The following is a 15,064-nucleotide window of genomic DNA, read 5'->3' as shown; positions in this document are numbered from 1 at the left end:
TTCTGAACTGATACAAGCTCAAGGTTTTTTATGTTTCCTGTTACCGTTCCGCCTTCCTGATTAAAACCTTTTAACTTCATATTCTTTGTATTGTTATGTACTTCATTTACATTTAAGAAGCTTCCGTTATGATGAATAGTTTCTGTTGTATTCATATTGCTTTTATTAAATGATATACTTCCACCATTTCCCGTTGTCTGTAACTTATGTCCATAGCCTACTGTTGCTCCTGCATTTATTCCCGTACTTTTTCCGCTTGAAGAATATCTGTTATTCAGTTCCACTGCTTCTTTATTTATGTTCTCCACATTATTGTATATCATTGTTGTGTCTTCTGCATGTGTTCCTTTATAAGTTATGTTCTTTACATTATTGTATGTTATACTTGAATTTCCGTCAAGTCCCGTTATTGTTGTTACTACTGCATGTTCCGTATGAGAATTTGTTTCGTTTTTTGAAGTATTAATTCCTGCATTTATACCTATATTTGCATAAAAGTTGTTATTGGCAAGGGCAGATTTTACTCCTTCCTTTCCTACACTTCCTCTTGAATCATATCTTCCCTGTCTGTTACCCTGATTTCCTGCAAGTCCCGATATTACTCCTGTCACAATATTACCTATATTTACGGCTCCACCTATATTGTCACCGCTTTTTATCTGATTAGCAGTATCTTTTGCCTGTCTTACTCTGTCAAGAGCGGGACTCTTTACACTTGCACTGACTCCTATCCGGCTGCTCTTACTTGTAGTAGTCACATCTCTTGTGTCTTTTCTTGCTCCGTATACTACATCCCCGTTATTTATTGATATTTGACCATGCGAAAAATTGGTAGCTGTTATTTCCGCTCCCTTATTTAATACACTTCCGTCACCTATCTGTAAATTTGATTTTGCATTTATTACACTTTTTTCATCATAGGTATTTCTGTTCTTGCCATAACCTGCTGTAATACTCCCTTTTCCTATACTTCCGCTAAACCCGCTTTTCTTATCTTCCTGATAATAACTGTTATGTAGCTCCCTTGAATCCGTTGTTACTTTTCCGCCCACATAACTGTCCTGTCCTAACAGTACATTGCTCCCTATTGCCTTGACTGTTCCCGATATATGTGCATTTTTTTCTATTGCAAAAGTTGATGCCGCATTTTCTTCAGTATGGGATTTCATTGTGCTGTTCTTCTTTGTAAATGTGTTGCTGCTCGAAGCTGTTCTGTATTCATCATATTTGTTTACTGCCGATTCCACATTTACATTCTTTACTGAAAGACCCTTTCCGTCTTCCGCTATAAATGCGGAACCTGTTAAATTGATATTATTTACCGTTCCGCTCACTTTTTTTGTTACTATAGCTGAGCCTGCATTTTCTTTCGAGCTGAATGTACTGTAGTTTTTACTGTTTGTTCCAAGCTTATCATTTCCTTCAAGTTCAAGAGAAGAAGCATTTATATCTCCGCTTAGGTTCAATACCAGATTTTCTGTATTTAATATTGCCCCTGTTGAATTATAGTCTTTTCCTGAAAGATAAATTTTCTTTCCGTCTATCTCTCCTATACTCCCTACTTCTTCGTATTTTGTCCTGTCATATGCTCCCGTATTACGAACTGTCGTCACTTTTGTTGTTTCATTTACTATGTCCCCTTTTGCAGATGTTAAACCGACAAAATCTTTTCCGGATATTTTTCCGCCTATATTCCTTATGTCTCCTTCAGATTTTACAATCGTTGTATCTCCTGATATTTCCGACAGTTGATTTGTCAATGTTTCATTTTTTAACGTCTTTACGTCAACTATCGTTGTTCCTTTATTTCCTATTTTCATTCCTTTGTTGACTAAATCTTCTGTTTTGAGACTTGTATATTCACTTCCTCCTATTCTGCTTCTGCTGTCTTCTTCCAGCCCTGCAAGAGTTGTTCTACTCAAATATACTTGAGGAGTGAGTACTTTCTGACCGTTTACTTCAGTATATACATACCATATTATATCTTTTTTCAGATTTTTTACCTGTTCTGCTGTCAGTGCTTCTCCTACTTTCAATCCCTGAGCTTTTGCTTCCGTTTCCGCTCCGTCCATCATGTTCTTTACAAGTTCCTGTCCGGACTTTCCGTTTATGAAACCTGTTCCCAGTTTTTCATTTAACGCTTTGGATATAATCTGGTTTTCATAATAAGCATCTCCAAGTCGCTTTACCCTGCTCCAATCCTCTTTATATGCTACTTTATTTAAAAAATATTCGCTTCCGAGATACCCGTTAAGATTAATGTATCTTCCCCTTGTTTCCATGATATACATTGATGACGGATTTACATTTTTAATAAACAGTGAATTTGAAAATGAAGGATTTACTGATATTGTCCCTGTATTTTTTATATCCGCTATCGTTGCTGTATTACCTACTATATGTATTTTCCCGTTTGTACCTGTTATTCCTCTGTTTACCATTACATTTACAGCTTTCCCGCTTCCTCCTGAAGAAGTCGTTCTTACTTCTCCGTTTGCCTGTGGTATACTCTGAGGAATTATTTTTGTGCTGTCCACTATTACACTTCTTCCTTCAATGACACTCGATTGACCTGATGTATATGCTGTACCTCCTGCTACCAATTCTCTTGCAAATACTGCATTTGCGGATGCTTCTTTGCTTCCTCTCTTAAAACGTAGATATATTCTTTCTCTTCCGTCCTTTAGCTGAACACCATTTCCTGTAGTAACTGTATTTTCTATCCTGTCAGCTTTTATATCCGCCGTATTTCCTGCCGATATGAAACCGTCCTTGTTCACTACATCGCTTGAATTTATCGTAATATTGCCCCCTGCAGTAACTCTTCCATAATTTGTATTCGCCCTGCTTTCAAGTTTACCCTCAAGGGCTTTTACAGGAAATCTTGCCGTATTTGAAGCAAAAGTATAGTCTCCCTGAAGACCTATTACACCGCTTACCGTATCAGGTTCCGATGTCAGTAGATATGACTTATACCCCGTTATTCTTTCTGAATTTAATATATAGTTTTCAAGCCACTGTCTTTGAGGTCCTGTAGCATTATGACTGTGTTTTCCTTTCATAACTCCGGGATCGTCATATCTTTCCCAATTTACAAGTTCTCCCTCTGAAAGTCTTTTTCCGTCCCATGTTTCATAATACAGTTCATAACGATTAATGTCCGTAACTTCCCCTATATTTTCAAATGAAGATGACTTTATATCTATATTTCCCGTCCCCTGTATTGTCCCTACTTCATTCCTCACTTTTGAAGCTTCAAGAGATATGTTTCCTCCGAGTATATCTCCCCTGTTATTAAGTATTTCCTTTCCTTTAAGTATTGAACTCTTCCCTGCATATATTACTTTCCCTGCTGAATTTACTATTTTGTTCTGTACTTCTATTTCAAGATCGCCGTTTACAGCAATAAGGTCATTATTATACAGCTCCTTACCTTTTATCGTTCCTTTTTCTCCGCTTATCATGCTGTTATTTATAACATTGCCTGATGCAGTTACAGTTACACTGTCTGATGACAATTCACTGTTATTTGTAAAATCATTGGATGTTATTGATATTTTCCCGATTCCTGTAGTTTTTCCAATATTTACTATATTATTTCCCTTTATTGTCAGGTTATTTTCTCCGTGTAAAGTTCCCGTAAGATTTATATCATTTACTGTCGTAAGTGTTGTTGTATCACCTTTTATATGACCTGTATTTTCATATTTTGAAACATCCTGCATTTCTATCGTATTCGACAGTATTTCTCCTTTATTACTTATTGAAGAATTATTAAAATTTATTTTACCGTTTGAAGCTATCTTTCCTGTATTTATCAGATTTACATTATTTGACGAAATATCATTTCCCGCCAATATTTCCTTTGTATTTGTTAAATTTTCCGTTACAAAAGCTATATTTTCCGATATATGTATTTCACCTTCATTTTTGGTATCATTCACTGTTGCAAATATATTTTTTCCTTTTATGCTTCCTTTATTTGATAATGATGTTCCTTTTACAGATATATCATTTCCTTCAATTTTTCCGGTATTTATGAATGAACCTTCAACAAAAATATTTTGCTTCGTTGCAAACTCCCCGCCATTTTCAATATTCTTTACTGCAATATTGTCCCCTGCTGCAAGTATTCCCGACGTCTTTGTATTAAGAAGCTGTATCGTTCCGTTTACTAATACTTTTCCTTCATTTGATACATTACCGCTTTTCATTATTCCTGAAACAAGAATATTTCCTTTATTTAAAATATCTTCCGTTGTTAAATTTCCATTTACATTTAATGAACCGTTATTGTCTAATTTTCCTGTAGTTATATTCTTTCCTGAAATAGTACCTGAAGATACTGTATTTTTTACATTTATATTTGAATTTGTTTCTATATTCCCCTTATTATTAAGATTTCCCAATATATTTACATTGTCTAAACTCCTTATATGTCCCGAATTTTTTAAATCCCCGAATATATCCAAGTTTTTACCTGTCTGTATATCGGAACTGTTTTTCAACATTCCCGTAATAAGTGTTCCTTTAGCATACAATGCCGAAGTATTTTCCACATTACCTGTAAGATTTATATTTCCTGTCGACTGTGTTCCTGTTCCTGAAAGCTTTATCGTACCGGCTGATATATTTATATCCCCTTCTGAATAGGAAAGATCCGTCTGTTCATATTCACTTCCTTTTATCTCTATTCCTTTTCCCTGTACTTTTTTTACTTTTACTTTACCGTCCGCCGTAACTTCAAGTTTACTGTTTGCAGATACTATAAAAGCATCGGAATTTACTCCCGCTCCCTTATCCGTGCTTATTATCTTAACCGTATTTGCATACATTCCTCCGAGACTGCTTGCATCTATCGCTACCGAAGAAGGGGTTCCCTTACCGTTCTTTTGTATATTTCCGTCTTTATCCACATTATTTGAGCCTGTTACCGCTTTTATTTCATTTCCTACCACATTTCCTTGAAGTGTTACACTTTTGGATATTAAATCGACAAAATCGGTTCTGCTTGCATCAAAACCGTTAAGACCCACTATTATCTGACCTTTTTCAACATCTATTCCTACAAACTGTCCATCTTTCAGATTTATCTTTCCTGTTGTAGGAATAAAATTTTTAATATTGACTGTTCCTCCTCCATTTATATATATTCCGTTTTCATTTCCCAATATTACATTTACTCTCTGCCTGCTTAAAGCTTCTATATACCCTTCTATTTGAGAACGGTTTGCTCCGTTTACCTGTAATATGATAAGATTGGCAGCCTGATGAGGTCCCAGATTGGGATTGGCATTTATTATACCTCCTAAATGACTCCTTCCCAAATTATCAGCATTATTTAATATCTGACCTTCTTTCCCTACATTGTATTCCAGAAAATTATTTATACTTATCCCGCTGTTATTTGGAGTAGATATATTTATTACAGGTACTCCCGAAGATGACCTGTCTATTTTAGTATTATATGGTGAATTAGGGTCAAGTATTACTCCGTCACTGAATATGTTAAATGACATTATGTACAAAAACATTATCGCTATTATTTTTTTCATACGTTTGTTGACTTCTCTCATTTTTATCTCCTTTTTATTTTTCTTTTCGTGAGTGTTTATTAACTCCTCACACTACCGCTATCGACTACAAAATTTTACAAAAAATTTTGAATATCGGAGCTTTTTACTTTTATTTTATTATTACGATTTAACCATACTTTTATTTAAAAGTATTTCCTTTATTTTAAGTTTCTCTTCAACATTCAAATTTTACTGGGCAAAAAATACGTAAAGTGAGCATTTTTTATTTTTTACAGTAACGGGCTTTTGAGCTATAGTAAAATTTGAGCTGAACTGTTTTTTATTCAAACTTTTTTACAAAAAAGTTCGGAATTCCTAAAAAATTATTTTAAAAGCTCCGCTGAAATACATTTCCTGACTTTCAGGCTTTAAATATTCCGAATGTTTCATCGCTTTTGCATATCCGAAATCAAAGTCAAAAAATTTACTGTTATATCTTACTCCTACTGTAAGTCCGTTCATATACCCTATTCTGTACCTAGAATTATCTTTATTATTTTGAGTTGCTCCGTATCCGTAACTTATATACGGTGTAAAGTATCCCCATTTCTTAAATACAGGAATGTTGTACGATAATTCCGAATTTACTTCTATTGCTCTATCTCCCTGTAATGTCCCCGTTCTATGATAACCTCCTATACTTCCTACACCGCCTATTGTCTGTCTTTCGGAACCGTACATTACATCAGGAGAATACGAGCCTGTTAAATTAAATCTGTATATGAGTTTCTGTGTTACAGGTTTGTAATAATTTATATCTACCGTATATTTTTTAAATCGGGATTTAGGTGTTGTATCAAACTTATCTTTATCCTTTTCAGCATTAAATATTCCAAGTCCTCTTTCATGTCCAAGTGTAATTCCGAGTAATCCCTTAAATATAGATGTAGACATATTCAGACTTATATTTCCTATTGACAACTTTCTATTTGACAACTCGGATTGCTCCAGATAAGTTTCATTATGCTTTCTTTTTATTCCTATTCCCAAACTGACTTTACTTCTCTGGTTTCTCCACATTACTCTTTCCATATTTGCAGACAATGTATGACTTGCGGATTTCATGTCATATACTGTATTATATGGAAAAAAACTGCTTTCACTTATACTTTTGCTTGAATTAAACTTTAAAGTATATTCTCTGAACTTTAATGTATATACAAACGTAAACATGTCGAGCCTTCTTTTATATGGTAAACTTTCCCCTTTTAAAGGATCATAACCGGGAGGTCCTATCGGAAGAATCTCTCCCGCCTCCAGTTCACTTGCTTTCTTTTTCCAACCCCTGTCAGGTATTTTTTTATCTACTGTCAAATATGAAAACAGAAAATTATCACCTATTCCTAAAGGACTGTCTATATTTAAACTTATTCCCGGTCTCCAAAATCCGCTCTGATTATTTTCTCCATGATTATTTCCCGTCAATGAGAGCTTGTATTTATCTTTCATAATGTTCTTTATTTTTATTATAGAATAATTCGGTTTTGTCCCTGCAACTATTTCCATTGTCATATTATTTGAACCGAGTGAATTAAAATTTTCAGTTGCAGTATCTATATCTCTTATATTAAGAACATCTCCCTTATTTATTCCGAACATGAAAAATTCTTTGTATCTATCAAGGATATTACCGCTATTTATTATTATTTCCTGTACTTTTCCTGGAATGATTTCAAGGTTCAATCTTCCCGTTTTCAGGTCATTATCTTTTGAAACTGTTACGGCACTTGTAATATAGCCTTTAGATATTATTTTGTTTGTAAGTTCCGTTAAAAGTTTTTGAATATCCGTACTTCCCATATAAGTGTATTTGTATTTTCTTAAAACAGAAAATTCTTCATTTCCGTTTAAAAGATTTTCATTATCATATAAATTTATTTCAATTATTAAAAATTTAGGTTCTGTATTATCTGTAACAACTTCAGTATTATTTTGAACTGAAGGGCTTAATTTAATATTTTCAAACTCTCTCTGTTTTCTCTCCTGTTCAATACGCCGTCTTTCCTGTTCGAGTCTTTGTTGCTCCTTTTCAAAAATTTTTATCGCCTCATCTTCAGGTGCAGATAAAGAAAACAGTGACGTAAAAAGAAAAAGAAGTGTTAAACTTTTTCTCATTTTCAACTCCTTTCATAAATTTTGTTAAGTTTATTAAAATCATATATTAGATTTTCCTTATTATGAATTATATCTTATTTTGAAAATAAAGACAATAACTTTTAAATATATATTTTTTTTATTTTCACATTTCCTTTAATAATGTTTTAAAATATATTGATGTTTATGTCCTGTTTTCATAAATATTTTCAGTTAATTTTATAAATAAATGAATATATTACAAATGCGACATCTAATAAAGTTTCTTTCGGTCACTCGAATTAGATGTCGCATTTAATTTGACAGTTCGTAGATATTTTATATTTTACAATCAAATCATATTTTCCATATATTAATCTTATTAAAATTTTTTCTTACATTTATATATATATATTTCAAATATAATTTTTTATAATATTTTTATTCCCTTTTTTTAATATTTTGAAACTCTCTTCACACTAATAAAGTTAAATCTTCTCTATAACCCTTTCTCTTATTTTTTAATTATTTCAACATATTTTATATTCATATTATGTTTACTCAAAAACATCTGTTCAAATTCAGTTTTTATATTTTCAGCAGCTTTTTCAGTATTATGTAAATCATCAGTACGGTAACACATTTCATATCCGTCAAGTTCACTCACAAGTTCAAGTACATCTTCATAATATTTCTGATGGTCTGTTTTAAAATAAAGTTTCCCTCCATTTTTTAAAATAATATCCAATTTTTCAAAAAGCTCTTTAGTTATAATTCTTTTTCTTTCTTCTCCTTCCCATGGATCAGGAAAATTGATATATATTCCGGATATTTCATCCTTTCCGATAAAGTCAAGTATTGTTTCTCCTCTTTTTCTTATAAATAGTATATTTTTAAGGTTTCTTTTTTCAGATTTTCGTGCTCCCAGTACAAGTCTTTTAAACCTTAATTCCAATGCAATATAATTTCTGTCTTTAAATTTTTCAGCATTTCCTACTGTAAAATTACCGCTTCCACAACCGATTTCCAAATATATTCCGTTATTATTTCCAAAAAATTCATTCCATTTTCCTTTATTTTTTTTGACTTCTTCATTATCATATATTAAATATTCCGGATATTCTACCATTTCATACATATATTTATTATAATTCTTTTTAGGTCTTTCAAAAAAATATTTCCATACTTCTCCTTTTTTTCTTTCAATTTCATTACTTTCCTCTTTTATTTCATCTTTTTTCATTTTTAATTTTTTTATCCTTTCAATTAATTTGATTTACTTATAAAGTTCTTCCAAAATTCCATCTATTTCATTGTTTTTTCTGAAAAATTCCGAAGTATCAATATTTTGACTCTTTCTTAAATAATCTGTTATTTCATCTTTATCATTGACAATTTTTACAAACCCCATTTTTTCAGCTTCTTTTACTATCTCCTCTATATTTTCATAATAAGAACCTATTATAGGCAATTTACCGTAAAAAAGAGGCTCAAGTATCGAATGTCCGCCTATATTTACAAGAGTTCCTCCTACAAATACAAAATCGGCAATTTGATAAAGTTCTCTTAATATCCCCATTTTATTCACTATTACAATATCACTTTTTTTATTTTCGGAAAACAGTGAACAGCTTTCCTTCCCATATAAAATATTGTCTGTCTCATTTATAATTTCATCAATTCTTTCTATATGTCTCGGTACTATTATTAATTGATATTCTTTCTCACTGTTTATACTTTTAAATACTTCAATCCATATTTTTTCTTCTCCCGAACGAGTACTCCCACATACTATTATTTTCTTATCTTTACTTATAATTGTTTCAAAATATTTATTTTTTCGTTCTTCAGTCAGTGTTTCATATTTTATGGAATACTTTAAATTTTTATAGATCTTCAATTTATTTTTTTCCACTTCAAGTTTTAAATATCTTTCTTTATCTTCTTCACTTTGAACCATTATTTTAGAGGCTTTATTAAGAATTTTTTTACTCAATCTCTTCATTTTCATATATGATTTCATTTTTTTCGCGGTCAACCGTCCATTGACAATATACAGCTCGGATTTTTTCCCTGCTATTGAATATAAATTCGGCCATATTTCCGTTTCTATAATAATCGTTTTCTTTATTTTATACAGTTCAAATATTCTTAACAATAAAATATAGTCATCTAACGGAAAATATATAACTTTTACATTTTGATTATTTCCGTATATTCTTTCAGCTGCTTCTTTTCCGGTATCGGTCATAATCGATATTATTATTTTCTCATTTTTTCGTAATAATCTTTCAATAAGTTCTTTTGATAAATTAAATTCCCCCACTGAAGACATATGTATTAATATTATTTCTGTTTTCCTATCTTCAAAAAGATTATTTTTAAAATTCTGACATAGCCTTTTTTTAAAAAATAAACGCAGTTTTTTATTAAATATTGAAACTCCAGATATTACTAAATATAAAATAAATCTTAATAAATTATATATCATTATTTTTTTCTCCGATAATTTTAAAATTATATTTTTTAAATTATATCATATTAATAAAAAAAATACTTCTATTTTTATGCGGTAAAATTCAAATGTTGAGGGAAATTGAAATATAAAAGGAAACGGTTTTAAAGAAAAGTACAGTTAAGTTGTAACAGCAATAGAAATATATATTTAAATTATAAGTAAAAATTCGACATTCAAATTATTTCAATAAAAAAATACAAAAATGATTGTTCAGAGAAATCACTGTCTGAACATAACAAGTTTCCCGTTTTTTAAGTATAATGAGTATTTTTTGAGTATTGAAAAATTTTGTAGACAATAGCGAGAGTATGAGGACTCATTGCCACTCTCACAAAAAAGATGAAATAATTTAAATTAAAAACTTTTTATCAAAAATTTCAAATAAAAAAACTGTCCTATAATGGTTTATATCCGTTATAAAACAGTTTTTCCGATTTTTAAATATATTACTTAGCTACTTTATCAGCTAATTTTTTTCCGACTTTAAATTTAACTACTTTTTTAGCAGCTATTTTAATTTCTTTTCCTGTTTGAGGATTTCTTCCAGTTCTTGCAGCTCTTTTTTGAACTCCAAATGTTCCCCATCCGACAAACTGCACAGTTTCACCTTTTACTAAAGCTTTTTCAACTGTTCCTAAAAACTCATTTACTAATTCTTCAGCTCTCTTTTTAGTTTCTCCTGTAGCTTTTGCATAAGCCTCAACAAATTCTTTTTTTGACATATTATTAACCTCCGTTATTTTGATATTGTGATTTATTTCATAGATATTATACACTATTTTCTACATTTGTCCAGCTTTTTTTTAGCTTAGATACTCATTTGAAAACTTTTTGTACCTGAAAAACCTAAACAATCAGATATTTCAACTCTAAAATTTGTATTATTTATGCAATTTTAAAGTTTATTCCTATTTCTGCATATTTCTAAGATTTCATTTTTAACTTTTTCAATGCTTTTACCGGTAGTATCTATTTCTATTGCATCCTCCGCTTTCCTTAAAGGAGTGATTTCCCTTGTAGAATCGAGATTATCTCTATTTACTATATTTTCATAAATTTCATCAAAAGATACTTTCTGCCCTTTTTCAATAATTTCCTTATATCTTCTTTCAGCCCTTTCTTTAAGATCCGCTACTAAAAATATTTTTATATCTGCATTTGGAAAAACTACAGTTCCTATATCTCTTCCATCCATTATAACATCCTGTGATTTGGAAAACTTTCTCTGTAAATCAACCATTTTTTCTCTTACTTCTTTAATTGCTGCAACTTTTGAAACATTTTCCGAAATATCAGTTTTTCTTATTTCTTCACTGACATTTTCACCATCCAGATAAAATCTGTCATTTGTAATATCAATATCCAGATTTTCAAGAAATTTATTTATTTTATCTTTATCCGTCAATAAAACTTTTTCTTTTAACAGTTTTAAAGTAAAAAGTCTGTACATCGCTCCCGTGTCAAGATAAGTTATTCCCAGATTTTCAGCTATCAATTTTGAAATAGTACTTTTTCCACTGCCGGCAGGTCCATCAATTGCAATTATCATAATATTTTTTCTCCTTTATATTCAAATACAAGCGATACCCAATTATTTTTTTCATTCCTGTCAATTTTCTTTAATTTATGTTTCTTTGTTTTTATAAGAAATTTTTCTTCCTTTTCTTTCAGTATACCCGAAAAAATAACAATTGAATTTTTTTCAAGAACATTCTCTATATTTTCAAGTAATTCAGTCAAAACATCTACTAATATATTTGAAACTACAATATCGTATTTTTCATTTATATTGTCTACAAGATTGCCGATTACTACCTCAAAATTCTCACATATGTTATTTCTTCTGAAATTTTCAAATACGACTTCTTTAACTTTATCGTCAATATCTATTCCTGAAACTTTTTCTATACCGAATCTCTTGGCAATCAGCATTAATATTCCGGAGCCGCATCCTATATCAAGAAATTTTTTCCTGTCCTGAGAATATTTTTCTAAAAATTCCACACACAAGGCTGTTGTTTCATGCGTTCCTGTTCCGAAAGCCATTCCGGGATCTATTTCTATTACTTTTTCATCTCTTTCAGGTTCGTATTTTTCCCAGCTCGGTTTTATTACTATACTTGGAGTTATCTTCACAGTATGAAAATATTTTTTCCATTCATCTTTCCAGTCATTATCAGAACATTCGGAAGTATACATTTCATATCCGAATTCTTCATTGCTTTCTGAATATTCCTCCAATTTCTCTCTAATTATATTCAGCTTTGAATTTGAAAACCTGTTATTTATTATATAGCCTGTAATACTCCAAATATCATTCACATTTTTAAAATTTACATTATAATCTAAAGAGCTGTCTGAAAAATAATCTGTCATTTCAATCTGTTTTATACCGATTTCTTCAAATATATTCATCACTTTTGCTTTTGCAATTTCTAAATTATCTGAAAAATAATCGGTTTTAACTTTTATCCATTTCATTTTAAACCTCATCATAATGTATATTAATTCTTTTTATAGATTCTGCTTTCCCTGTATTTTCATTTATTTCAACTTCAAGCCCGTTTATTTTTATATTTTCCTCACATACCGAATATCTCGAAGGCATTCCGTCTTTAAATTTCTGTAAACTTTCCTTTCTGTTCATTCCAAGGACTCCGTCATGCCCCCCTGTCATACCTACATCAGTTATGTAAGCAGTTCCTCCCGATAATATCCTTTCATCTGCGGTTTGTACATGAGTATGCGTTCCGTAGACAAGAGATACCTTCCCGTTCAAATTCCAACCCATTGCCAATTTCTCAGATGTTGCTTCTCCATGAAAATCTAAAATTATTATATTAGTTTCTTTTAATATTTCAGGTACTATTTCATCTAATGCCAAAAACGGACATGCAATGGGAGGCATAAATATCTTTGCTTGAGCATTTATTACCGCTATTTTCCTATCTTTTTTCTCAATTATGGTATATCCCCTACCGGGAGCTTCCTTTACATAATTTATAGGTCTGACCATTCTTTTTTCATCATTTATATATGTATATATTTCTTTTTTATCCCAACTGTGATTTCCCAATGTGATAACATCGGCTCCACGGGAAAAAATCTGATCGGCTATCTTCGCTGTTATTCCAAATCCTCCTGCGGAATTTTCACCATTTACTACTATAAAATCGTAATTTTGTTTTCTTTTTTCCAAATATTTAAATAAAATCTTTCTTCCCGGCTCCCCGACCACATCTCCTATTATTAAAAATTTCATTCATTCTCCTTACTATTTTTACAAAAAGTGGGAAGTCCACTTCCCACTCTATTTATTTCGCATATTCTACAGCTCTTGTTTCTCTTATAACAGTTACTTTTATCTGTCCGGGATATTGCATTTTCTCTTCTATTTCTTTTGCTACTTCCCTTGACAGTATAATTGCTTTATCATCATTTATCTGATCAGGGTGAACAATCAGTCTTAACTCACGTCCTGCCTGTATGGCATAAGAACTTTCGATTCCTTCATGACTATTTGCAATTTCTTCAAGCTGCTCAAGTCTTTTCAGATAATTTGATAATGTCTCCCTTCTTGCTCCCGGTCTCGAAGCGGATATGGAGTCTGCCGCCTGAACGAGGACAGCTTCCACACTTAACTGTTCAACTTCATTATGATGGGCTTCCACTGCATTTATAACTGTTTCATTTTCTTTAGAAAATTTTCTGAGAAATTCTCCTCCGTTTATTGCGTGAGAACCTTCCTGCTCATGTGAAAAAGCTTTACCTATATCATGTAACAATCCCGCTCTTTTCGCTATATCAATATTTGCTCCCACTTCTGCCGCAAGAGCTGCGGCAATGTGCGCAACTTCTATTGAGTGCTGAAGTATATTCTGTCCAAATGATGTTCTAAATTTAAGCCTTCCAAACACTTTGAGAACTTCTCTCGGCAATGTAGGAATGCCTACTTCAAGTATTGCCTGTTCTGCAGCGTCCATAACACTTTCTTCAACTTCTTCCTGAGCTTTCTGGACCACTTCCTCTATTTTTGTAGGATGTATTCTTCCGTCGGAGATAAGCTTTTCAAGAGCTATTCTTGCCACTTCTCTCCTCACTCCGTCAAATGATGAAAGAACTACCGCTTCAGGTGTATCATCTATTATGAGATCCACTCCGGTAGCTGCTTCTATTGCTCTTATATTTCTTCCTTCACGACCTATTATTCTACCTTTCATTTCTTCACTTGGTAATTGTATTACAGATATTGTCGAGTCTACCACATAATCTGCTGAAGCTTTTCCTATTGCCGTTGATATTATTCTCTTTGATATTCTGTCTTTCTCTCTATCCAGACTATGCTCAAAATCTCTTATTAAAATGGCTTTATCATGATCAAGCTCATTTTCCAAACGTGTTAAAATTATTTTAGAAGCATCTTCTTTTGTTAATTCGGAAATCCTTTCAAGTTCTTTTTCTTCTTTCTGGATTAATTCACTCAGTTCCGTTTCTTTTCTTGAAATTTTTTCACGCTGCTTCTCAATTTTTAATTCTCTTTCTTCAAGTCTTTCAATTTTTGTCTCAAGAACTTCCTCTTTTTTTGAAAGCCTTTCTTCTTTTGAAAGTATTTCGGACTTCATTTTTTTTATTTCCTCGTCCGCTTTCTTTTTCTCATTTAGCAAAGTTTCCTTAACTTTTAAAGTTTCTTCTTTTTTAAATGATTCTATTTCTCTTTCAACTTCTTTTTTAGATGATTCCAGTCTCCTTTTTGCATCAACTATTCTCAATTCCAGTTCGCTAAGTTCCCCGTATTTCTTTTTAAAAACGGAACTACCGAAAAAATAGGCTATAAAAAAAGCTAAAAAAGAAAAAATAACAATCAGTAATATTGCTATTAGTAATGGCATATTTCTCC

At 31.5% G+C, this 15,064-nt stretch carries 9 protein-coding genes; all 9 read right to left on the bottom strand.

Annotated elements, in window-relative coordinates; translation table 11 throughout:
- Window positions 1-5,576 (bottom strand): hemagglutinin repeat-containing protein (locus tag EII29_RS09260; RefSeq protein ID WP_125237247.1); only part of this gene is annotated, 5,576 nt, incomplete at its 3' end.
- Window positions 5,577-5,891: 315 nt separating this feature from the next.
- On the bottom strand, window positions 5,892-7,691 hold the full coding sequence (locus tag EII29_RS09255; RefSeq protein WP_125237246.1) for a ShlB/FhaC/HecB family hemolysin secretion/activation protein: 1,800 nt from the start codon (window positions 7,689-7,691) through the stop codon (window positions 5,892-5,894).
- Window positions 7,692-8,163: 472 nt separating this feature from the next.
- Window positions 8,164-8,892, bottom strand: a complete 729-nt coding sequence (trmB, locus tag EII29_RS09250) for a tRNA (guanosine(46)-N7)-methyltransferase TrmB (protein ID WP_125237245.1) — start codon at window positions 8,890-8,892, stop codon at window positions 8,164-8,166.
- Window positions 8,893-8,925: 33 nt separating this feature from the next.
- A complete protein-coding gene (locus tag EII29_RS09245; RefSeq protein ID WP_233573302.1) occupies window positions 8,926-10,140 on the bottom strand; it encodes a 3-deoxy-D-manno-octulosonic acid transferase in 1,215 nt (404 codons plus the stop codon).
- Between the two features lie 473 nt (window positions 10,141-10,613).
- Window positions 10,614-10,889: an HU family DNA-binding protein gene (locus tag EII29_RS09240; protein ID WP_125237243.1), complete on the bottom strand. Its 276-nt coding sequence runs from the start codon at window positions 10,887-10,889 to the stop codon at window positions 10,614-10,616.
- Window positions 10,890-11,062: 173 nt separating this feature from the next.
- The gene (gene cmk, locus EII29_RS09235) at window positions 11,063-11,716 is read right to left on the bottom strand and encodes a (d)CMP kinase (RefSeq protein WP_125237242.1); all 654 of its coding nucleotides are present in this window, start codon (window positions 11,714-11,716) and stop codon (window positions 11,063-11,065) included.
- Complete coding sequence (gene prmA / locus EII29_RS09230; protein ID WP_125237241.1) at window positions 11,713-12,648, bottom strand: 50S ribosomal protein L11 methyltransferase; 936 nt, start codon at window positions 12,646-12,648, stop codon at window positions 11,713-11,715. The genes cmk and prmA overlap by 4 nt, the downstream gene beginning before the upstream one ends.
- A gap of 1 nt (window position 12,649) precedes the next feature.
- On the bottom strand, window positions 12,650-13,429 hold the full coding sequence (locus EII29_RS09225) for a TIGR00282 family metallophosphoesterase (RefSeq protein WP_125237240.1): 780 nt from the start codon (window positions 13,427-13,429) through the stop codon (window positions 12,650-12,652).
- 52 nt (window positions 13,430-13,481) lie between these two features.
- Window positions 13,482-15,056: a ribonuclease Y gene (gene rny, locus EII29_RS09220; RefSeq protein WP_125237239.1), complete on the bottom strand. Its 1,575-nt coding sequence runs from the start codon at window positions 15,054-15,056 to the stop codon at window positions 13,482-13,484.
- Window positions 15,057-15,064: the final 8 nt, after the last annotated feature.

Source organism: Leptotrichia sp. OH3620_COT-345 (assembly GCF_003932895.1).
In the GTDB taxonomy this organism is placed as follows: Bacteria; Fusobacteriota; Fusobacteriia; order Fusobacteriales; family Leptotrichiaceae; genus Pseudoleptotrichia.
The sequence above is the reverse complement of the archived record's forward strand: the minus strand, read 5'-3'. Positions and strand labels throughout refer to the sequence as shown.